This window comes from Streptomyces sp. NPDC054975 (assembly GCF_053609105.1).
This window is the reverse complement of sequence record NZ_JBSGWV010000010.1, coordinates 82,454-103,897: the sequence shown is the minus strand read 5'-3', so window position 1 is coordinate 103,897 and position 21,444 is coordinate 82,454. Positions and strand designations below refer to the sequence as shown.

Here is a 21,444-nt window from a genome sequence, read left to right as displayed (position 1 = left end):
CACCTGGCAGAATCGAGTCGATGAGTACCTACCGCGACCTCACCCCCGGAGGCGCCGCACGCGCCACGGTGCTGCGGACCGTCGGCACCCGGGAACGGCGCTCCCACCTGACCGCGCCCCGGGTGCCCACCGTCGGCATCGACATCGGCGGTACGAAGGTCATGGCCGGGGTCGTCGACGCGGACGGCACGATCCTGGAGAAGGTCCGCACCGAGACGCCGGACAAGTCCAAGAGCGCCAAGGTCGTCGAGGACACCATCGTCGAACTGGTCCTGGACCTCTCCGACCGGCACGACGTGCACGCCGTCGGCATCGGGGCGGCCGGCTGGGTCGACGCCGACCGCGCCAGCGTCCTCTTCGCCCCGCACCTCGCCTGGCGCAACGAGCCGCTGCGCGACGCCCTCCAGTCCCGGCTCGCCGTCCCCGTCATGGTCGACAACGACGCCAACACCGCCGCCTGGGCCGAGTGGCGCTTCGGCGCCGGGCGCGGCGAGGACCACCTCGTCATGATCACGCTCGGCACGGGCATCGGTGGCGCGATCCTGGAGGACGGGCGGGTCAAGCGCGGCAAGTACGGGGTGGCCGGCGAGTTCGGCCATATGCAGGTCGTCCCCGGCGGCCACCGCTGCCCCTGCGGCAACCGGGGCTGCTGGGAGCAGTACAGCTCCGGCAACGCCCTGGTCCGCGAGGCCAGGGAGCTGGCGGCCGCCGACTCCCCGGTCGCGTACAACATCATCGAGCGGGTCAAGGGCCACGTCCCGGACATCACCGGCCCGCTCATCACGGAGCTGGCGCGCGAGGGCGACGCCATGTGCGTCGAGCTCTTCCAGGACATCGGACAGTGGCTCGGCGTCGGCATCGCCAACCTCGCGGCCGCCCTCGACCCCTCGTGCTTCGTCATCGGCGGAGGTGTCAGCGCCGCCGACGACCTGCTGATCGGCCCGGCCCGGGACGCCTTCCGGCGCCATCTCACCGGCCGCGGCTACCGCCCCGAGGCCAGGATCGCCAAGGCGCAGCTCGGCCCGGAGGCCGGCATGGTCGGCGCCGCCGACCTCGCCCGGCTCGTCGCCCGCCGCTTCCGCCGCGCCAACCGCCGCCGTCTCGAACGCTACGAACGCTACGAGCGGTACGCCCAGGTCCTCCGTGGCACCACGGACGCCCGCTCCTCCTCCCGTACCACCCAGGACCCGCCTTCATGACGCTCCCCTCCCCGACCCTCTCGCCCGAGCAGGAGACCAAGCTGCCGGAAGACCGGCGGCACATGATCCGCCGCCGGTGGCTGACGGCGATCATCATCGTGCTGCTCGTCGGCATCCCCGCCGGGTATCTGGTGATCTCCGCCGGGCAGAGCCGCGACAGCGGCCGCGACAAGGAGCGCGAGTCCTCGGCCACGGGCCTGAGCGACAACTGGCCCTCGCTGATGAAGCGCCGCATCTTCGAGGTCCCGATCCCCCCGGGCAGCTCGGAGGTCGCCTACTACGAGACCAGCAACTGGAAGACCAGCCGTCTGTACGTCCAGTTCACGACGAGCGCGGGCCGCCTCGACACCTTCCTGAAGGAGGTCGGCTCCAGCCGCACCGGGCTGGCCCCCGGCTCGGTCACGGTGAGCGACCGCGACGCGGACATCGTCGGCTGGACGTTCCCGGCGGACCGCGACTGGTCCTCCACCACGGTCACCCGCTCCAAGCCCCGCCCGTCGCAGGACATCACCGTCGACCTCACCGATCCGGCGTCACCCACGGTCTACGTGGTCTCCACGACGACACCCTGACCGGCCGCCGCGCGCGACACCCGGCGGCGAATCGGGGACCGGCCTGAGGCAGGCCCGCTCAGCGCGTCGCCAGGGTCTGCGCGACGCAGCTGGTGCGCATGGCCTCCAGGGCCCTGGCCTGACGCCGGGCGCGGCGGATCAGGGCGTCCAGGCGGGCCGGGTCCAGCCGGGAGTCCGTACGGGCCAGCGTGCGCAGCGAGCGCCAGCACGCCTCCTTGCCCTCGACGCCCAGCCGCATCGCCTCCAGCTCGACGACATCGCTCAGCGGCGAGCGGGTGAAGAGCCGGCCGTTCAGCTTCAGCCGCCCCGCCCTCTCCAGCACGCGTCCCAGCGCCGCCCGGCTCCGGCGCCGCGGGACGCCGAGCGTGGACATGGTCCGGCGCAGGGTACGCCGGTCCTGCCGCACCTCCTCCGCGAGCGTCTCCAGCTGAGGCCCGAGCGGACGGCCGCGATGGGCCCGGGCCATGCGCCGCGTCAGGGCGACACCCGTCGTGGCTCCGGTGAGGTGGTCGTTGAGGTAGGTGTCGAGCAGCCGCGGGTCGGGGGCGTCAGGCGCGTCCTGGGCCCGGGAGTGCCGGACCCGGCGGAGGACGGCGCGAAGGCCCCTGAAGGGGAGCGCGACCGCGAGCGTCCGGCGCCACAAGGCCCGCCGGCGCCCGGTCCCGTGGTCGTACCGCCCGAGCCGGCCCGCCCGCGCCCAGGCGGTGAGCCAGGCGATCTCCTTGGCCGCGTCCATCAGGTACGCGGGGCTGATCCGGCCGGGCGGCACGTACGCCAGGTCGACGGCGAGGAGGGTCGCTGCCGTCCCGACGCCCGTGCGTCGCGCGTGCCGCAGCCCTTCGGGGGTCCGCGCCGCCCGCAGCATGCTCACTCCCGAGACCACCAGGAGACCCCCGGAGGTCTTCTGGAGCCAGTCGTCCGTCTTGGGGCCGTAGACGCGTTCGAAGGTACGCAGCGACACCAGGGGCCACAGGCCGCCGGCCACGTTGAACAGTCCCTGCGCGCGGGCCACCGTCACTGGCGTGACCATGGACGACTCCTCTCGGGGAAGTGGTGCGACGGTCGGCGGGTGGTACGCCCGCTCATGAGCCGTCCGAGCCGCGGAAGGCGTCCCGCGCGCGGTCCATCAGGGCCGTGAAGGGACCGATCGTCCACTGCGCGGCGGTCGAGCCGGCCGTCGTGGGGTGGGGGTGCGTGGGGGCCAGGCGTTCGGCCATGCGCAGGCGACGCCCCATGGACCGGCGGTCCTCGATGTCGCAGCGGGCGCGGATCGCGGGGAGTTCCTCGTGCTCCTCGTGCCGGGCGTGGTCCTCCACCGCCTGCTGGAAGGCGGTGAGGCGGGCGTCGAACTCCTCGCTGTGCACGTCGAGCCCCTCCAGTTCGGCCAGCGCCTCGTTGGCCCGGGACTCCTCCGCGTTGCGGGCCGCCGCCTCGTCCTTGCCCGCGACGCGCCTGGCCACGGGCCGCAGGACCATCTCCTCGGCGGCCTCGTGGACGGCGAGCAGGCCCCGCAGCTCGTCGAAGCGCCGACGCTTGGCCTCGCCGTCCGCGTCGAGGGTCTCGGCGAAGAGCTGCCGGATGCGGTCGTGCTGCTGGAGCAGCTGTTCCACGATGTCGTCCTCGGCGTCCGCCGCGCTTCCCGTCGCTCCGGAGGCGGCCGACCCGGACACCTGGCGTTCCTGCGTACGGATACGGGTGCGCAGGCGCGCTTCGAGGCGGCCCTCCACGACGCGGGTCTCGAACGCGGGCTGTGGCGCGGTGGCGGGACCGGTCACGTTCCAGCCGTCCGTGAGCCGGAAGGTGCTGCCGTGCCAGGGGCAGCGGACGCAGCCGTCGACGATCGTGCCCTCGGCGAGCGGCCCGCCCATGTGGCTGCACCGGGCGGCCAGGACGCGGACGTCGTCGTCGGCCATGCGGACGATCACGACCGGAACCTCGCCGATCCGGCCCTGCCAGGGCCCGCCCTCGGGCAGGGCCGCGACCTCGCCGAGGTCGTGCCAGCCCGGGTCGACCAGGGCGGTGACCTCCTCGGCGTGGTTCGCCCCCGCGGCCTGCCGGTACGCCAGATGGCCGCCGATCGCCCCGCCGACGCCGATCGCCGTCAGGCCGCAGTACCCCCAGACCTTCCCGCGCCAGTGCCGGCCGCGGGACCGGGCCGCGAAGGAGGCCGCGTAGCAGGCCACGCCGGTGATGTTGGCCGCCGCGTGCACGAGCCCCACCCGTAGCTGCGGGCGGCGCAGCTCGGCCCAGTCGGTCCAGCCCGCCACCGCTCCCGGTATGGCCCCCGCGAGGCCGGTGCCGACCAGGACGTGGGCGGCGCGGCGCTGGCCGGGCAGCAGGTCGAGCACGGCGGCCGAGACCCAGGCACCGATCGGCACCTGGACGAGGAGCGGGTGGAGCGGGTGGCCGAGCCACCGTCCGTGCAGGGCGTCCCGGGCCGGCCCGAGCGGCAGGCCTTGAACGGCCCGGCGCACGGCGTCGACGACGCGGTCGGCCCTGGGCGAGTTCTCGATGCGTTCCATCACCCCCAGGACCCGGCCGGGGCCTCTGCTCGAAGGCAGCGCCGAGCGGGCGGCTGCGAGGGTACGGCTGCGTGTTCCATGGGTGTCCATGGCGGGCGTGTAACCCGTGGGCTCCGCGGGAAACGACGCGGCGGCAGAAGCCTGGGACCCGAAGACGCGCGCGGGCCGAGGCGCCTTGGCCCGAGAGGTCCCCGCCCCGCGTGGCCCCAGCCCGGGAGTCCCAGCCCCGCGTGGCCCCGGGGCCACGGGAAGCATGGCTTGCCTTCGAGAGGGCAGCCGGACCTGAGACGAAATGGGGGGATCTTCTCGGAGGTTCGTATGAGCAAAGCCCACGACCACGCCCGCGCGCCCGTCCTGGAGGCCCTGGAGGAGTACGGCCGCGCGGGCCGTATCGGCTTCACCCCGCCGGGCCACAAACAGGGCCGCGGAGCCGACGCCCGCGCCCGTGCCGTGCTGGGCCCGGGGGTCTACCTCTCGGACGTGCTCGCCACCGCCGGCCTCGACGACCGGACCAGCTCCGGCCGCGTCGTGGAGCGGGCCCAGCGGCTGATGGCGGACGCCGTCGGCGCGGACCACACGTTCTTCTCGACCTGCGGAAGCTCCCTCTCCGTCAAGAGCGCCATGCTCGCGGTGGCCGGACCCCACGAGGAGCTGCTGGTCGGACGGGACGCCCACAAGTCGGTGGTCTCCGGGCTGATCCTCTCCGGGGTGCGCCCGGTGTGGGTCGAGCCGAACTGGGACCCCGACCGGCACCTGGCCCACCCGCCGTCCGCGCAGGCGTTCGAGGAAGCGTTCGAGCGCCATCCGGACGCCAAGGGCGCCCTGGTCACCAGCCCGACGCCGTACGGAAGTTGCGCGGATCTGCGCGCCCTCGCCGAGGTCTGCCACCGGCGCGGTCGCCCGCTGATCGTCGACGAGGCGTGGGGCGCGCACCTGCCCTTCCACCCGGATCTGCCGACCTGGGCGATGGACGCCGGCGCGGATGTGTGCGTCACCTCGGTGCACAAGATGGGCGCGGGACTCGAACAGGGCTCCGTCTTCCACCTCCGCGGCGATCTCGTCGATCCCGCCGTCCTGAGGTCCCGCGAGGACCTCCTCGGAACCACGAGTCCTTCCGTCCTCGTCTACGCGGCCCTCGACGCCTGGCGACGCCACATGGTGCAGCACGGCGAGGAGTTGCTCCAACACGCCCTGGACCTCGCGGGCCGGGTGCGCGCCCAGATCGAGACCATGCCCGGACTCCATGTCGACGGCCCCGAGTACGTGGTCCCCGGGCGGGCCGCTGAGCTCGACCCGCTGCCCGTGGTCATCGACGTGTCGGCCCTGGGCATCCAGGGCTACGACGCGGCCGACCGGCTGCGGGAGGAGCACCGCATCGATCTGCACCTCGCCGATCACCGGCGGGTCAGCGCCCAGTTGACGCACGCGGACGACGAGACGACCACCGGCGCCCTGCTGGCCGGTCTCGCCGCCCTCGCCGAGAACCCCTCCGGCAACGGCAGGCGCGCCCGGGACGGCGGCACCGGGCAGCCGACGACGGGTCCCCGTGTCCACGTGCCCTCGCCCCAAGAGCTGCGGCTGGAGCAGGAGATGCTGCCGCGGGACGCCTACTTCGGCGCCACCGAGCAGGTCCCCCTCGACGAGGCGGAGGGGCGGATCGCCGCCGAGATGCTCACCCCCTACCCGCCGGGCATTCCGGCGGCCCTGCCGGGGGAGCGGCTGACCGGCCCGCTGCTGGAGTACCTGCGCACGGGCAGGGCGGCGGGGATGGTCGTACCGGATGCCGCCGACACCGAACTGAAGTCGGTACGCGTCCACGTACCCGGTTGACCGCTCAACCACCCCCTCGCTCGGCTCCTGTGGCGAAAACGACCTGAGGGACGGAAGCTTGGTGGAGCCGCGTCACCGACCGGCGCCGCTGCCCAGGAGGCGAGTCGCGAGATTCCCCTCCGGCGGGAATCGGGAGATTCCCGCCCGAGCGCTCGGGCGGCCGCAGGTCCGGCCCCCGAGCGGGCCGGCGTACCGAACGGCCGAAGCAATCCCCTCAGGTCGCCGTGGAGATCATCATGGAGCACTCCCTGGCTCCCCGCTGGGAGCACGCCGTCGTCACCGGTGGAGCAGGTTTCGTGGGTTCCCACCTGTGCACCGCCCTGCTCGACGCGGGAGCGGCCGTCACCTGCGTCGACGACTTCAGTACCGGTCGGCGCGCGAACGTCGCCGCCCTGCTCGACCGGCCGGGCTTCGAGGTGGTCGAGGCCGACGTCGCGGAGCCCTTCCACGTCTCCCGACCACCCGATCTGGTCCTGCACTTCGCCTCGCCGGCCTCCCCGGCGGACTATCTGCGGCTTCCGCTGCACACCCTCGACACCGGGAGCCTGGGCACGCGCAACGCCCTGGCGCTGGCGCGGGAGGCCGGAGCCCGGTTCGTGCTCGCGTCCACCTCCGAGGTGTACGGCGACCCCCAGGAGCATCCGCAGAGCGAACGGTACTGGGGGAACGTCAACCCGGTCGGGCCGCGCAGCGTGTACGACGAGGCCAAGCGCTTCGGCGAGGCGCTGACCACCGCGGAGGCCGCGACGCGGGGCACCGACGCCGCGATCGTACGGCTCTTCAACACCTACGGGCCCCGGATGCGCGGCTACGACGGCCGCGCCGTCCCCACCTTCGTGCGCCAGGCACTGGCGGGCGAGGACGTGACGGTCACCGGGGACGGCCTCCAGACCCGTTCGCTCTGCTACGTGGACGACACCGTCCGCGGCGTGCTCGCGGTCGCCGCGCACGGCATGCGCGGCCCGGTCAACCTGGGCAACCCGGACGAGATCAGCATGCTGGACCTGGCCCGTTGGATCGTCCGGCTCACCGGTTCGGACTCGCGGATCCGGTTCGTCGAACGCCCCACGGACGATCCCGCCGTCCGCTGTCCCGACATCACCCTGGCCAGGGACAAGCTCCAGTGGGAGCCCCTGGTGGGAGCCGAGGAAGGTCTCGGCCGGACCATCAGCTGGTTCCGCGCCCATCCCGACGACGCCTGATCCCGTCCCGTCAGGCTCCCCCGGCCGCCGCCGGGGGAGTACCGCCCCGACCGCAGAAAGGGCCTGGACCATGCGCGTTCTCGGTGTCAACGCACTCTTCCACGACCCCGCCGCCGCCCTCGTCGTCGATGGCGAGACCGTCGCCGCCACGGAGGAGGAACGTTTCTCCAGGCGCAAGCACGGCAAACGCCCCGTCCCGTTCTCCGCCTGGGAGCTGCCGGAACAGGCCGCCCGCTGGTGTCTGCGACGCGCCGGACTGCGCCCCCAGGACCTCGACGCCGTCGCCTACTCGTACGACCCCGCCCTCGCGCGCCCCGCGGAGGACATGGGGCTCGACGACCCGTGGGACCACCTCCGGCAGACCTACGCGCGCCAGGCCCCCGCCTTCCTCGCCACGGCGCTCCCCGGCCTCGACCCCGGCTCGGTGCACTTCGTCGGCCATCACCTGGCACACGCCGCGTCGACCTGCTTCGCCGCCGAAGGCGCCGACACCTCCGCCGTCCTGGTCCTCGACGGCCGTGGCGAACGGGCCTCCCACCTCGCCGCCCGGCGCGTGGGCGACCGCGTCGAACCGCTGCACGCCCAGGAACTCCCGCACTCCCTCGGCCTCGTCTACGAGGAACTCACCGACCACCTCGGATTCCTGCGCTCCTCCGACGAGTTCAAGGTGATGGCGCTCGCCTCCCACGGCAGCCCGCGACTCCACGCCGAGCTGCGCCGGTACGTCCACCCCACCGGCGACGGCGGCTTCGTCGCCACCGGCGTCCCCTGGGCCGAACTCTGCCCGCCCCGAGGGCCGGAGGAGCCGTGGACCCAGGAGCATGCCGATCTCGCCGCGAGCGCCCAGGCCGTCCTCGAGGAGACCCTCCTCGACCTCGTGCGCTGGCTGCACGGCAGGACCCACGAGGACACCCTCACCCTCGCCGGCGGTGTCGCCCTCAACTGCGTGGCCAACTCCCGTATCGCACGCGACGGTCCGTTCCGCCGGGTCTGGGTGCAGCCGGCCTCCGGCGACGCCGGGACCGCGCTCGGCGGCGCCCTGCTGCTCTCCGCCGGGGCGGGCGACGCGCCCGCGCCGATGCCCGGCGCCGACCTCGGCCGTGACTGGAGCGACGCGGAGCTCGCCGCCCGGCTCAAGACCGCCGCCGTACCCTTCGAGCGGCCGCCCGACATCGCCGAGACGGTCGCCGAGGCCCTCGCCGACAACGCCATCGTCGCCTGGTTCCAAGGGCGTTCGGAGTACGGACCGCGCGCGCTCGGCCACCGGTCCCTGCTCGCCCACCCCGGCCACGCGGGCAACCTCGAACGGCTCAACGACGTGAAGGGCCGCGAACAGTTCCGCCCCGTCGCCCCCATGGTCCTCGCGGACCGGGCCGCCGACATCTTCGACGGTCCCCTGCCCAGCCCGTACATGCTCTTCGTGCACGACGTCGCACCGGAGTGGCGCGAACGCATCCCGGCCGTCGTCCACGTCGACGGCACCGCCCGCATCCAGACCGTCGACCCGGCGACCGAGCCGCTCGTGGCCCGTATGCTCGGCGCGTTCGAACGACGCACAGGACTTCCCGTGGTCGTCAACACCAGCCTCAACACGGCCGGAAGGCCGATGGTCGACGATCCCCGTGACGCCCTGGAGTGCTTCGGCTCCTCTCCCGTGGACCTGCTCGCCATCGGTCCGTTCGCGGTCCGTCGCGGCGACCTGTACCGGGCCGACCGCAACGGGTGGGCACGGTGAACCGCCCCCGCGTGGCACCTCCGTTCGCGGTGGTCGTCCCCACCCTGGGCCGTCCCTGCCTGGCCCGCTGCCTCGAAGCCCTCGCGGCGGCGGAGGGGCCCCGCCCGGCCCGGGTCGTCATCGTCCACGACCGCCCCGGTCCCGACGGCGCGACCCTCGCGGTCGACCTCCCCGAGGCCCTGCGCGCCCTCACAATCGTCGTCCCCGGCGAGGCCAGGGGGCCCGCCGCGGCGCGCAACACGGGGGCGCGCGCGGCCGGGCCGGTGCCCTGGATCGTCTTCCTCGACGACGACGTCGTCCCCTCGCCGACCTGGGGCACCGACCTGGCCACGGACCTGGTCACGGCGGCGCGCGACACGGCGGCGGTCACCGCCAGGATCGACGTGCCCCTCCCGCCCGACCGGCGCCCCACCGACTGGGAACGCACCACCGCCGGTCTCGCCACCGCCCGCTGGATCACCGCCGACATGGCCTTCCGCGCCGAGGCGTTGACCGCCGCGGGCGGCTTCGACGAGCGCTTCCCGCGCGCGTTCCGCGAGGACGCCGACCTGGCCCTGCGGCTGCTCGACGGCGGCTGGTCCCTCGCCGCCGGAACCCGCAGGACCACGCACCCGGTACGGCCCGCCGACCGCTGGGTCTCGGTGCGCCAACAGGCGGGGAACGCCGACGACGTCCTGATGCGACGCCTCCACGGACGTGACTGGTGGGACCGCGCGGACGCCCCTCACGGCCGCATCCGCCGCCATGTCGCCGTGACCGGGCTCGGTCTGGCGGCCCTCGGCTGCCTCGTGCTCCGCCGGCCGGCGGCCGCGGCCGGCTGCGCGCTCGGCTGGCTCGTGGGCAGCGCCGAGTTCGCCGTCGCCCGCATCGCCCCCGGGCCGCGCACGCCGTCCGAGGTCGCCACGATGGTCACCACGAGCCTCCTCATCCCGCCCGTGGCCTGCTGGCACCGCCTGCGCGGCCACGTCGTCCACCGCGCCGCCCAACCCCGGAACCCGGCCCTCCCGCCACCCCCGGGCGACGCGTCCGACGCGGCCACGGCCGCCCCGGCCCCCACGAGCGAGGAGGTGGGCACATGACCGGCACGCACCCCACCACCCACCCGAGCAGCCCGCACGAGCTCGGGATGCCGCAGCCGTGGCTGGTCATGGGGGGTCCGGCGAGGAAAGGCCGCCCCTACGCGGGCGCCGACGCCGTGTCGGCCGGCCGGATGGCGGGCGACGAAGCGCTGCCGAGGGGCGAGTTCCTCGACGGTGACGGGGTGTCGGCGGGCGTGGGCTTCGACGGTGACGGGGCGGGGGCGCTGCCGGTGGGCGTGCGCTTCGACGGCCACGGCACCGAGGAGCTGCCGGCGGCTGTGCTCTTCGACCGCGACGGGACGCTCGTCGTGGACGTGCCCTACAACGGCGACCCGGACCTCGTCGCGCCCGTGCCCGGCGCGCGGCCCGTGCTCGCGGCCCTGCGGCGGCTCGGGATCCCGGTCGGCGTGGTCACCAACCAGTCGGGCGTGGGACGCGGACTCATCACCCCCGGGCAGGCCGAGGCCGTCCGGCGCCGGGTGGAGGAACTCCTCGGCCCCTTCGCCCTCTGGGCGATCTGCCCGCACCGCCCGGAGGACGGATGCGTCTGCCGCAAGCCCGCTCCCGGCCTGGTCCTCACCGCCTGTGCCGTGCTCGGCGTCCCGCCCGCGCGAACCGTCGTCGTCGGCGACATCGGCTCCGACATGGAAGCCGCGCGGCGCGCGGGCGCCCGGGGCGTCCTCGTACCGACGCCGGTCACCCGTCCCGCCGAGATCGAGTCGGCCCCCACGTCGGCTCCGGACCTGCGGTCCGCCCTCCCGCTCATCCTGCGGGCCGACGGCCACGACGCCGTACGCCCCGTGAGCCCCCTGCGCCTCGGGGGCGAGCGATGAGCGGCCCCCGCACCCTCGTCGTCCGCCTGGACAGCGCGGGCGACGTCCTCCTGGCCGGGCCGGCCGTCCGGGCCGTGGCCGCCGGGTCCAGCCGCACCACGATGCTGTGCGGCCCGCAGGGCGCGCCCGCCGCGCGTCTGCTCCCCGGCGTCGACGAGGTGCTCGTCCACGACGCGCCCTGGGTCGGGCTCGACCCGCCGCCCGTCTCGCCCGAGCTCTGCCGGGCGCTCCTGGACACCCTGTCCACCCGCCGCTTCGACAAGGCCCTCGTCCTCGTCTCGTACCACCAGAGCGCGCTGCCCGCCGCGCTGCTCCTGCGCCTCGCCGGCGTGCCGTGGATCGCGGCCGACAGCGAGGACTACCCCGGCTCCCTGCTCGACCTGCGCCACCACCGCGCCCCCGGCCGGCACGAGGCGGAGGCGGCACTCGACCTGGCGTACGACAGCGGTTTCACGCTCCCGTACGGCGACGAGGGCGCCCTGCGGGTGCACCGGCCGCCCGACACCACGCACCTCACCGGCCCCGAGCCGTACGTCGTGCTGCACCCCGGCGCGGCCGTCCCCGCCCGGGCCTGGAGCCCCGAGCGGGCCGAGCGCGCCACCGAGGCCCTCCGACGGGCCGGACACCGCCCCGTGATCACCGGAAGCCCGGGGGAGAAGGACCTGACCGCCCGGGTCGCCGGCCGCCACGGCCTCGACCTCGGCGGCGCCACCGCCGACCTGGAGGAACTGGCCGGCGTCCTCGCCGGGGCGACCGCCGTCGTCACCGGGAACACCGGCCCCGCGCACCTCGCCGCGGCCGTCGGCACCCCCGTCGTCTGTCTCTTCGCGCCGGTGGTCCCCGCCGAGCGCTGGCGCCCGTTCCGCGTCCCGCACGTGCTCCTCGGCGACCAGGCGGCGCCGTGCGCCGGGAGCAGGGCGCGCCAGTGCCCGGTCGCGGGGCACCCCTGCCTCGACGCGGTCGACGACGCCGAGGTGACCGCCGCCGTCGCCGCGCTCCTGCGCCCCGAAGCAGCAGCCACCACGGGGCCCGCCGGAACCGCCGACCTCGCGGGAACCGCCGGAACCGCCGGAACCGCCGGCCCCACCGAAACCACCCGAACCTCCGGCCCCACCAGAACCACGAGCCCCGCCGGAACCCCAGGAAACGCCGGCCCCGCCGGCCTCGCCGGGACCCCCGCCGCACTCGGCGGTGGTGCGCCCGGCACGAAACGAGGAGCGGCCCGATGAACATCCTGCTGTGGCACGTCCACGGTTCCTGGACCACCGCCTTCGTCCAGGGTCCGCACACCTACCTGCTGCCCGTCACACCCGAACAGGACGCCGACGGCCGGGGCCGGGCCGAGACCTTCCTCTGGCCGTCCTGCGCCCGCGAGGTCACCCCCGAGGAACTCGCCCACATGCCGGTCGACCTCGTCGTCCTGCAGCGACCCCACGAGGAGGAGCTGGCGACGCGCTGGCTCGGCGGCCGACGGCCCGGCCGTGACGTACCGGCCGTGTACGTGGAGCACAACACCCCGCGCGGCCACGTCCCCGAGACCCGACACCCGTGCGCGGACCGCGACGACCTCACCCTCGTCCACGTCACCCACTTCAACCGCCTCTTCTGGGACAACGGTTCGACGCGCACCGAGGTCGTCGAGCACGGCATCGTCGACCCCGGCCACCTCTACACCGGCCACCTGCCCCGCGCCGCCGTCGCCATCAACGAACCGGTCAGACGCCGCCGTTACACCGGTACGGACCTGCTCCCTGCGCTCGCCGAGGTGGCCCCGCTCGACGTCTACGGCATGCGCACGGAGGGCCTCGCGGACCACCTCGGCCTGCCCGCCGACCGCTGCCGCGGCTCAGAGCTGACGCAGGGCGCCCTGCACGCCGCGATGGCCCAACGCCGCTTCTACCTCCACCCGTTCCGCTGGACCTCCCTGGGCCTCTCCCTCCTGGAAGCCATGCACCTGGGGATGCCGGTGGTGGCCCTCGCCGCCACCGAGGCCGTCGAAGCCGTCGTCCCGGGCACCGGCACCCTCTCCACCCGTCCCGAGGAACTCGCCCGGGCGGCCCGCCGCTACCTCGCCGAACCCGAGGCCGCCGCCGCGGACGGCATCCGCGCCCGACAGGCCGTGCTCGAACGCTACGGCCTCAAACGCTTCCTGGACGACTGGGAGCGCCTCATCGCGGAGGTACGGTCATGACTGCTTCTCCCGTCCACGGCGGCGAGCCGCTTCACATCGCCCTCGTCTCCGAGCACGCGAGCCCGCTCGCCACCCTCGGCGGTGTCGACGCCGGCGGCCAGAACGTCCACGTCGCGCAGCTGGCGGGCGCGCTCGCCGACCGGGGCCACCGCGTGACCGTCTACACCCGGCGCGACAACGCGCGGCTGCCCGTCACCGTCCCCCTCCGGGACGGCGTGGAGGTGCACCACGTGCCGGCGGGCGCCGCCGAGGAGATACCGAAGGACGATCTCCTGCCCCACATGCGCGAGTTCGGCTCCTACCTGAGCGACCGGTTCCGTGCCCGCGCGCCCGACGTCGTCCACTCCCACTTCTGGATGTCGGGCCTCGCCGCGCTGGCGGCGGTGCGCCGGACCGGGCCGCCGCTGCTGCACACGTACCACGCCCTGGGCGTGGTGAAGGCGCGGCACCAGGGGAGCGAGGACACCAGCCCGCCGGAGCGCATCGCCTGCGAGCGGCGCGTCGGGCTCGGCTGCGACCGGATCGTCGCCACCTGCGGCGACGAGGTCACCGAGCTGGTCGCCCTGGGCATCCCCCTCGACAAGATCGACATCGTGCCCTGTGGCGTCGACCACGAACACTTCCGCCCCACGGGGCCGGTGGCCGCTCCGGGGCCGTACCGCTTCCGCCTGCTCCATCTGGGGCGCCTCGTCCCGCGCAAGGGCGTCGGGGTCTCCATCGCCGCCCTCGCGCGGCTGGCGGACACCGAACTCGTCGTCGCCGGAGGGCCGCCGCCGGAACGGGTCGACAGCGACCCCGAGGTACGGCGGCTGCGCGCGCTCGCCCGGCAGTGGGGCGTCGGCGACCGGGTGCGCTTCACCGGAGGCGTACCGAGCGACGACGTGCCCGCTCTGCTGCGGAGCGCCGACGTCGTGCTCTGCCCGGCGGACTACGAGCCCTTCGGCATCGTGCCGCTGGAGGCGATGGCCTGCGGCCGGCCCGTCGTCGCCAGCGCCGTCGGCGGACAGCTCGACACCGTCGCCCACGGGGTCAACGGGCTCCACGTGCCGCCCAGGGACCCGCAGGCGCTCGCCGCGGCCGTGGCCCGGCTGCTCGCCTCCCCGGCCCTGCGCGACGCCTACGGGGCGGCCGGCCGGCGCCGCGTCCTCGACCGCTTCGGCTGGGCGACCGTCGCCCGCGCCACCGAGGCGGCCTACCGCGCCGCGCTCCGCACCCGTCGGCCCGTCCGGCGCACCGTAGGCCAGCCCGTCGCCGAGGCCCTCTGACCCCCGCGCACCGCGCGCCCCAGGTTGCCGGAAGGAGGTGGGGCACCCCGCTCCGCGAAGCGGGCCGCCCGACGCCATGACCGAATCACGAGGGTACGAAAGCGCCGAACGGCACTGCCGATCGCTCCAGGCCGCCCTGGAGCGGCTGCGCCGCGACGAGCTGGGCCTCCTCGCCCACTGGGGTGAGCGCCTGGCCGCCGTCCTTTCCCGGGGCGGGCGGCTGCTCGCGGCGGGCAACGGGGGGAGCGCCGCCCAGGCCCAGCACCTGACGGCCGAACTCGTCGGGCGCTACCAGCGCGAACGGCCCGCGTTCTCCGCGCTCTCGCTGCACGCGGAGTCCTCCAGCGTCACCGCGATCGGCAACGACTACGGCTTCGAGCAGGTCTTCGCCCGCCAGGTCGCCGCCCACGGCCGCCCCGGAGACGTCCTCATGACGCTGTCGACCTCCGGGCGCAGCCCCAACCTGCTGTCCGCCGCGATGACCGCCCGGTCGGCGGGACTCACCGTCTGGGCCCTGTCCGGCCCCTCGCCCAACCCGCTCGCCGAGGCGGCCGACGAGGCGCTGTGCGTCGCGGGCGCGACGACCGCCACCGTCCAGGAGACCCACCTGGTCGCCGTCCACCTGCTGTGCGAGTTCTTCGACGCGGCCCTGGCACCGGCGCCCGCCGCGGCGAGAGCGCCCGCGACCGCCCCCGGCCCCGTCAACGGCAAGGCGCCGGCCCGGGCCCCCTCGACGGTCGCCGCCCTCAGGAGGCAGGCATGAACCCGCGCAACCCGCTCGTGGTCGTCGGCGACGTGCTGCTCGACCAGGACATCGAAGGGGAGGCCACCCGGCTCGCCCCCGACGCGCCCGCCCCCGTCGTCGACGTCCTCGACGACCGCTCACGCCCCGGCGGCGCGGGGCTCGCCGCCGTGCTCGCGGCCCGCCTCGGGCACGACGTCGTCCTCGTCACCGCGCTCGGCGACGACGAGGCGAGCACCCTCGTGCGCCAGGCCCTGGACGGCCGTGTCCGCACGGCCGGGATCCCCCTGGACGGCACCCTGCCCGTCAAGACGCGGGTGCTCGCCGCCGGACGTCCCCTCGTCCGCGTCGACCGCGGCGGCGGCACGCCCGGCCGGCCAGGTCCCGAGGTCCTCGCCCTCCTCGCGTCCGCCCGTGCCATCCTCGTCGCCGACTACGGCCGGGGCACCGCCGACGCCCTGCGCGGCGCGCTGGCCGAGGCCGCCGTGCGGACCCCCGTCGTCTGGGACCCCCACCCGCGCGGCGGCGCGCCCGTGCCGGGCACCCGGCTCGCCACCCCCAACGCCGCCGAGGCCACCGCCCTGTGCACGACGCCGGGCACCTCGCTCCGCGCCTTCGCCCGGCGCGGTACGGAACTGGCCGAACGCTGGCGGGCGGCCACCGTCGCCGTCACCCTCGGCCGGCGCGGCGCCCTGCTCACCCGGCCCGACGCGGCCGCGCCCCTGCTCGTCCCGGCGCCCTACCGCGCCACCGGGGACCCGTGCGGCGCGGGCGACTGCTTCGCCGCGACCGCCGCCGGGGCGCTCGCGGCCGGGGCGCTCCCCGAGGAGGCCGTCGCCCTCGCCGTCGCCGAGGCCGCCGACTTCGTCGCCGCGGGGGGAGCCGGCGGCCAGGACCTCTGGACCGCCGCGTCCCCCTCGCCGCCGGAGCGGTCCGACACCCCGCCCGCCGACGCGCTCGACCTGGCACGCCGCGTCCAGGCGGGCGGCGGGACCGTCGTCGCCACCGGCGGCTGCTTCGACCTTCTGCACGCCGGCCACGTCGGCCTCCTGGAGAGCGCCGCGCGAATCGGCGACTGCCTCGTCGTCTGCGTCAACTCCGACGCCTCCGTCACCCGCCTCAAGGGCCCGGGGCGCCCCCTCACCCCGCTCGCCGACCGCATGCGGGTGCTCGGCGCCCTGGGCAGCGTCGACGCGGTCGTCCCGTTCGACGAGGACACCCCCGAGCGCCTGCTGCGCGACCTGCGCCCCGACGTATGGGTGAAGGGCGGCGACTACGCCCCCGACGACCTGCCGGAGGCCGAGGTCCTCCGCCTCTGGGGCGGTCAGGCGGTGATCCTGCCGTACCTCGACGGCCGCTCCACCACCACCCTCACCCACCGGGCCGCCCGCGCCGCCGCCCCCGTCCCACCGGCCACCGCATGAGCGCCCACCGCCCGCAAGGGCCCGAGCGCCGTGGCGGGCGTCCTGTGGCGCTCGTGCTGCGGGCCCTCGGCCTGGGCGACCTCCTCACCGCCGTACCCGCGCTGCGGGCGCTGCGGAGGGGGCTGCCCGGCTACGAGATCGTGCTCGCCGCTCCGGCCCGGCTGGCGGACGCGGCGCGCGCGACGGGCGCCGTCGACCGGCTCGTCCCGGCGGAGGCGCCCGGACGGGGCGTGCCCGCGACGTTCACCTGGACCGGCGAGCCGCCCGCTCTCGGCGTCGACCTGCACGGCAGCGGGCCGCAGAGCCATCGCCTCCTGGCCGGTCTCGCCCCGGACCGGCTGTGGGCCTACACGTACCGGGGCGGCCCGTCCTGGCGCCCGGAGGAGCACGAGCGGGAACGCTGGTGCCGGCTGCTGCGCTGGTACGGCCTGGACGCGGACCCCGCCGACCTGCGGATCCCCGCCCCCGAGACCCCCTCCCCGGCCCCCGGCGCCGTGCTCGTCCACCCGGGCGCCGACGCCCCGGCCCGGCGGTGGCCGCCGTCGCGGTACGCGGCCGTGGCCAGGGGCCTTCGGGAGAACGGTCACCGGGTCGTCATCACGGCCGGGCGGGGGGAGCGGGCCACCGCCGCGGAGGTCGCGCGGGCCGCGGGACTGCCCGCCTCCGCCGTCCTCGGGGGCGCCGCCGACCTGCCGTTCCCGGCGTTGGCCGCGCTCTTCGCCGAGGCCCGCTGCGTGATCGTCGGGGACACCGGGCCCGCCCACCTCGCCTCGGCCCTCGGCACCCCGTCGGTCGTGCTCTTCGGCCCCGTGTCCCCCGCCCTCTGGGGCCCTCCGCCGGACGGACCCCACCGGGCCCTGTGGCACCCGGCTCCGGAGGACGGGGACCCGCTCGGCGCGGACCCGCTCCGCCCGGGCGACCCGCACGGGCGACTGCCCGACGCCCGGCTGCTCCGCGTCACCGTGGACGAGGTCCTGGACGCCGTGACCGCACTCGTCGGCCCCCTCCGGACGGCCGGGAGCGCTTCATGAGCCCGCGCGGACCGGCCGGCCGGCCGCCGTCACGCGACGGCGGCCTGCTCGGCGCGTCCGGCGAGCGCGGGCGCGGGTACCGGTACGGGCACGGTGGCGGGCACAGTGACAGGTACGGACACCGGCACGGGCACGGTGACGGGCGCCGGTACGGAGCCGGCGGCCGCGACCTGGCGGCGACGGACCAGGAAGCCCGCGCCGACCACGGCGGCCACCAGCAGGCCACCGGAGACCAGCGCCCCGCGCGCTCCGAGCGTCTCCATGAGGAGGCCCAGGGTGGGCGGCGCCGCCAGGCCCCACAGCGTCCGGACGCTGTTCCACGTCCCGAGGACCCGTCCCCGCATGTGAGGCGGCGGGTCGGTCTGGAGCACGGTGTTCTGCGCGGTGTCCGACAGGGACTCCGCGACGGCCATCGGCAGCACGAGGACCACGAGGACCGCGATCGACGGCGAGAGCCCCGCCAGGACCTGGAGCAGCGCGCCACCCGCCGTGAGCAGCCCGACGAGCCGGACGCCCGGCCGCGTCAGGCGGGCCCCGAGCACCGCACCCACGATGCCGCCGACGGCCAGCGTGGCCGACACGGCGCTGAAGGAGCCCGCGTCCCCTGCGAGCGGCCCGGTGACCAGCACGACCAGGGTGAGCGAGTAGTTGCGCCCGAAGAGCGCGCCGATGGCGTTGAGCCCGGCGAGCGCCCGCAGCCGGGGCCGGCGTGCGAAGAAGACCAGACCCTGGCGCACCCCGCTGCCCACCTCGTCCGGTGCGGGAAGGCCCTCGGCAGCGGTCTTCCGGTCCCGGTCCACGGCCGAACCGGCGACCACCTCGCCGTCCTTGCGGACCGGCTTGAGGAACGGGATCACACAGGCGACGAAGAGGAACGACAGCCCGTTGGCGGCGTAGGCCGCGCCCGTGCCCAGCACCCCCACCGTCACGCCGGCGAGCGCGGCGCCCGCGAGACGTCCGGCGCTGTGCACCAGGGAGCCGACACCGATGGCCGACGGGACGTCGGGCGTACGGACCAGGTCGTTGCCGAGCAGCGAGCACGCGGGCCCGTCGACCGTCGCGATGAGACCGGTCACCGCCGCGAGGCCCATCAGGACGGCCAGGTTCAGCTGGTCGGTGGCCACCAGGATCGCGGTGAGCAGCGCGACCGCGCCGAGCAGGCCCTGCGCGACGGCGGCCGTCACCTTCCTGGGCCAGCGGTCGACGAGCGCGCCACCGACGGCGCCCATGAGCAGCCCGGGCGCCACCTGGACGGACATCGACAGACCGGTCGCCGCCGCCGACCCGGTGATCTGGAGCACCAGCAGGTTCTGGACCGTGAGCTGCATCCACGTACCCGCGTTGGAAACGAAGTTGGCGACCGCCCACCAGCGCATGCTGGGGTAGCGCAGCGACCGCCACGGGGAGCGGTCCGAGCCGGCCGCGGACGTGCGGCGGAACCGGGACGTACGGCGCGGGGTGGGGGAGTCTTCGGGCGGGGACACGGGGGAGTGCGACAAGGGGGTACCCAGGAGAGGGAGGGGACGGCGGCGTCGGAGAGCGCCTGGCGGCACTCGAGGACCGCCGACGTCCCGGCCCGTTCGACGCAGGGCCGTGTACGGGTGGGAAAGGGCAGGGCGGATCCCGGCGATCCATCGTGGCAGACGGCCCCCAAGGAGGCGCGGCCCACCGGCCGGACACCCGCCGGGACAGCCCCGTTCAGACCCCAATCCCGCGTCGTCCCATGCGACTTGACGCTTCTCGTGTGCTTGCTCACACCGCGGCGGAACGGCCGCCGCGGACGCCCCCAAGGAAGGACGGGAGGACCGCTATGAACCCGGTCACGAACAGTGCGGCCGACGCCCGGGCGGATGTCGTACTCGACGGCATGCAGGCCCTGGTCACCGGAGGCGCGCGCGGCCTCGGCGCCGCCATCGCGCGCAGACTCGCGCGGGCGGGCGCGGCGGTGCTCGTCGCGGACGTGCGCCAGGACCTCGCCAAGGAGCTCTGCGAGAGCCTGGTCGCCGAGGGCCGCCGGGCCCGCCCGGTCGTCCTGGACGTCACCGACCCGGAGGCCGTGGCGGAGCTCTTCCAGGACCTGGACACCAGGGGCGAGGCCGTCGACATCCTGGTCAACAACGCGGCCGTCGACGTCACGAAGTCGACGGGGGACCTGACGGCGGACGAGGTGACCCGCGTCATCACGACGAACCTGCTCGGGCCGATGTACCTCTGCCTGGAGGGCTACGGGCGCATGGTCGGGCGTGGCGGGGGCCACATCGTGAACATCCTCTCCACGGCGGCCGTCCGAACCTGGACGGAGGCCGGGCCGTACGCGGCGGGCAAGACCGGACTGCGGGCGTTCACCCACACCCTCTTCAAGGAGGCCCAGCGCGACTGCCGCGGCATCGGCGTCACCGGTGTCATCGCGGGCGGCATGGAGACGGCCTTCATCCTCGAACGCTTCCCGGACACCGACGTCTCCCTGCTGCAGAGCCCCGAGATCGTCGCCGACACGGTCATGTACGCCCTGTCCGTACCTCCCGGAAGCGCGCTCGCCGAAGTCGTCGTCGTGCCGCGCGGGGAGCCGTCATGGCCGTGACCGCGCCCATGGGCTTCACGGACCGCGCGGACTTCGCTCCGAGGACCGCGATCGTCACCGGCTCCGACTCGGGGATCGGGCGCGCCGTCGCCGTCCGCCTGGCCGAGGAGGGCATGGACGTCGGGATCACCTGGCACCACGACAAGGCGGGCGCGGCGGCCACCTCACGGGCGGTGCGCGCGGCCGGCCGGCGCGCCGCCCTGGCCCGTCTGGACCTGGCGGCGCTGCCGGAGGCGGCCGGGGTGATCGACGTACTGGCCGAGAGCCTCGGGGGCGTCGACGTCCTGGTCAACAACGCCGGCACCGGGGTCGTCCGGCCCTTTCTCGACCTGGACCTGCCCACCGTCCGGCAGGTGATCGAGGTCGACCTCCTCGCCCCGCTGCTGTGCGCGCAACGCGCGGCGCGGCGCATGATCGAGCAGGGCGGGGGCGGGCGGATCGTGAACATCACCTCCGTCCACGACCGCCGTCCGCGGCCCGGCGCGGGCCCCGCCTGCGCGGCGTACGCGGGCCTCGGCCTGCTCACCGAGGTCATGGCCCTCGAACTGGCGGAACACCGCATCACCGTCAACGCCGTGTCCCTGGGAGAGACCGCCACCGACCCGGAGGACGACCGCGCGACGGCCGCTCACCACCGCCCCGGGGACGCCGCGGAGGTGGCGGCCGCCATCGCCCTCCTCGTGACCGACGACGCGTCCCACGTCACCTCGGGCGGGCGGGCGGCCTGAGGGCCTGCTCCCGCCGTCCGCGCAGGGTCACTCCGCCTCGCCCTCGTCACCGTTCTCTCCCGTACGTACGTGCATGGCGGCCTCCTCGGCCGTCGCCGCGCCGTCGTCGGGGCCGACGTCGTGGGCCTTCAGCGGACTGTGCCGGCCGCGGGCGTCGTCCACCGACGTGAGCCGGCCGGCGCGCAGCGAGCCCACCTCCTGCTCGGCCTCCTCCGCGTCGCCGTCCGCCGGGGTTCCGGCCTCGGCCGCGTCGGGCACCTCCTCGGCGAGCCGCTCGTCCAGCGTCGCGCCCTCCTGCTGTTCCCGCTGGGTGGTGCCGTGGCGGTAGGCCGCGCGGGGGCGGTCGGGCGGTGAGTAGCCGGGTTCGGTCATGGCGTCGAGGAGCGACGGGTCGACGGCGTTCTCCAGGTCGAGGTCGTCGACGGGGCGGTCGTTCCCCTCGCCCGTGGCCGGCTGGTAGACGTCGTCCCCGCGGCCTTCCTGCTGCTGCTCGGGCTCGTTCCGGGCCAT

The 21,444-nt window shown here is 75.5% G+C and carries 18 protein-coding genes and 1 pseudogene; 15 read left to right on the top strand and 4 right to left on the bottom strand.

The genetic code is table 11. The annotated features are described in order from the left end of the window. Nucleotides 1-20: 20 nt before the first annotated feature. Together ACWF79_RS13320 and ACWF79_RS13315 are read left to right on the top strand one after the other, a co-directional pair. Nucleotides 21-1,199, top strand: a complete 1,179-nt coding sequence (locus ACWF79_RS13320; RefSeq protein WP_453728200.1) for an ROK family glucokinase — start codon at nucleotides 21-23, stop codon at nucleotides 1,197-1,199. Then, nucleotides 1,196-1,771: a hypothetical protein gene (locus ACWF79_RS13315; RefSeq protein WP_453728199.1), complete on the top strand. Its 576-nt coding sequence runs from the start codon at nucleotides 1,196-1,198 to the stop codon at nucleotides 1,769-1,771. The genes ACWF79_RS13320 and ACWF79_RS13315 overlap by 4 nt, the downstream gene beginning before the upstream one ends. 58 nt (nucleotides 1,772-1,829) lie before the next feature. Here ACWF79_RS13315 and ACWF79_RS13310 read toward each other — a convergent pair whose 3' ends face one another. Continuing rightward, a complete protein-coding gene (locus ACWF79_RS13310; protein ID WP_453728198.1) occupies nucleotides 1,830-2,801 on the bottom strand; it encodes a hypothetical protein in 972 nt (323 codons plus the stop codon). 52 nt (nucleotides 2,802-2,853) lie between these two features. After that, nucleotides 2,854-4,293: a Rieske 2Fe-2S domain-containing protein gene (locus tag ACWF79_RS13305; RefSeq protein WP_453728197.1), complete on the bottom strand. Its 1,440-nt coding sequence runs from the start codon at nucleotides 4,291-4,293 to the stop codon at nucleotides 2,854-2,856. Between the two features lie 318 nt (nucleotides 4,294-4,611). Here ACWF79_RS13305 and ACWF79_RS13300 point away from each other — a divergent pair, with 318 nt between their 5' ends. From ACWF79_RS13300 to ACWF79_RS13250, 11 genes and pseudogenes are all read left to right on the top strand, one after another. Then, a complete protein-coding gene (locus ACWF79_RS13300) occupies nucleotides 4,612-6,123 on the top strand; it encodes an aminotransferase class I/II-fold pyridoxal phosphate-dependent enzyme (RefSeq protein ID WP_453728196.1) in 1,512 nt (503 codons plus the stop codon). Nucleotides 6,124-6,359: 236 nt separating this feature from the next. After that, nucleotides 6,360-7,325, top strand: coding sequence for an NAD-dependent epimerase/dehydratase family protein (locus tag ACWF79_RS13295; RefSeq protein WP_453728195.1), 966 nt, complete (start codon nucleotides 6,360-6,362; stop codon nucleotides 7,323-7,325). A 70-nt stretch (nucleotides 7,326-7,395) separates the two neighbouring features. Beyond that, nucleotides 7,396-9,060 carry a carbamoyltransferase family protein gene (locus ACWF79_RS13290; protein WP_453728194.1) on the top strand — a complete coding sequence of 555 codons (1,665 nt, stop codon included), beginning with the start codon at nucleotides 7,396-7,398 and terminating at the stop codon, nucleotides 9,058-9,060. Nucleotides 9,061-9,071: 11 nt separating this feature from the next. Further along, nucleotides 9,072-10,139, top strand: coding sequence for a glycosyltransferase family 2 protein (locus tag ACWF79_RS13285; protein ID WP_453728193.1), 1,068 nt, complete (start codon nucleotides 9,072-9,074; stop codon nucleotides 10,137-10,139). Continuing rightward, nucleotides 10,136-10,972 carry a D-glycero-alpha-D-manno-heptose-1,7-bisphosphate 7-phosphatase gene (locus tag ACWF79_RS13280; RefSeq protein WP_453728192.1) on the top strand — a complete coding sequence of 279 codons (837 nt, stop codon included), beginning with the start codon at nucleotides 10,136-10,138 and terminating at the stop codon, nucleotides 10,970-10,972. The genes ACWF79_RS13285 and ACWF79_RS13280 overlap by 4 nt, the downstream gene beginning before the upstream one ends. Then, nucleotides 10,969-11,997, top strand: a pseudogene (locus tag ACWF79_RS13275) (glycosyltransferase family 9 protein); the annotation flags it as partial. The gene ACWF79_RS13280 and the pseudogene ACWF79_RS13275, both read left to right, overlap by 4 nt. 200 nt (nucleotides 11,998-12,197) lie before the next feature. Further along, entirely contained in the window at nucleotides 12,198-13,163 is a 966-nt protein-coding gene (locus ACWF79_RS13270) for a glycosyltransferase (protein ID WP_453728191.1), read from the top strand. Then, entirely contained in the window at nucleotides 13,160-14,428 is a 1,269-nt protein-coding gene (locus ACWF79_RS13265; RefSeq protein WP_453728190.1) for a glycosyltransferase, read from the top strand. The genes ACWF79_RS13270 and ACWF79_RS13265 overlap by 4 nt, the downstream gene beginning before the upstream one ends. Nucleotides 14,429-14,504: 76 nt before the next feature. Beyond that, nucleotides 14,505-15,191 (top strand): D-sedoheptulose-7-phosphate isomerase, encoded by a 687-nt coding sequence (locus ACWF79_RS13260; RefSeq protein WP_453728189.1) that lies wholly within the window; start codon nucleotides 14,505-14,507, stop codon nucleotides 15,189-15,191. Then, a complete protein-coding gene (locus tag ACWF79_RS13255) occupies nucleotides 15,188-16,594 on the top strand; it encodes a PfkB family carbohydrate kinase (protein WP_453728188.1) in 1,407 nt (468 codons plus the stop codon). Before ACWF79_RS13260 ends, ACWF79_RS13255 begins: the two co-directional genes overlap by 4 nt. Next, nucleotides 16,591-17,625, top strand: coding sequence for a glycosyltransferase family 9 protein (locus ACWF79_RS13250; protein WP_453728187.1), 1,035 nt, complete (start codon nucleotides 16,591-16,593; stop codon nucleotides 17,623-17,625). The genes ACWF79_RS13255 and ACWF79_RS13250 overlap by 4 nt, the downstream gene beginning before the upstream one ends. 29 nt (nucleotides 17,626-17,654) lie before the next feature. Here the strand turns inward: ACWF79_RS13250 and ACWF79_RS13245 are convergent, their stop codons facing one another. After that, the gene (locus ACWF79_RS13245) at nucleotides 17,655-19,001 is read right to left on the bottom strand and encodes an MFS transporter (protein ID WP_453728252.1); all 1,347 of its coding nucleotides are present in this window, start codon (nucleotides 18,999-19,001) and stop codon (nucleotides 17,655-17,657) included. A 434-nt stretch (nucleotides 19,002-19,435) separates the two neighbouring features. Between ACWF79_RS13245 and ACWF79_RS13240 the strand changes: the two genes are divergently transcribed. Both ACWF79_RS13240 and ACWF79_RS13235 read left to right on the top strand, forming a co-directional pair. Beyond that, the gene (locus ACWF79_RS13240) at nucleotides 19,436-20,206 is read left to right on the top strand and encodes an SDR family oxidoreductase (protein WP_453728186.1); all 771 of its coding nucleotides are present in this window, start codon (nucleotides 19,436-19,438) and stop codon (nucleotides 20,204-20,206) included. Further along, nucleotides 20,197-20,934, top strand: a complete 738-nt coding sequence (locus ACWF79_RS13235) for an SDR family oxidoreductase (RefSeq protein WP_453728185.1) — start codon at nucleotides 20,197-20,199, stop codon at nucleotides 20,932-20,934. Before ACWF79_RS13240 ends, ACWF79_RS13235 begins: the two co-directional genes overlap by 10 nt. A 27-nt stretch (nucleotides 20,935-20,961) precedes the next feature. On the opposite strand, the gene ACWF79_RS13230 is transcribed toward ACWF79_RS13235, so the two are convergent. Next, nucleotides 20,962-21,444, bottom strand: coding sequence for a DUF5709 domain-containing protein (locus ACWF79_RS13230; RefSeq protein WP_453728184.1), 483 nt, complete (start codon nucleotides 21,442-21,444; stop codon nucleotides 20,962-20,964).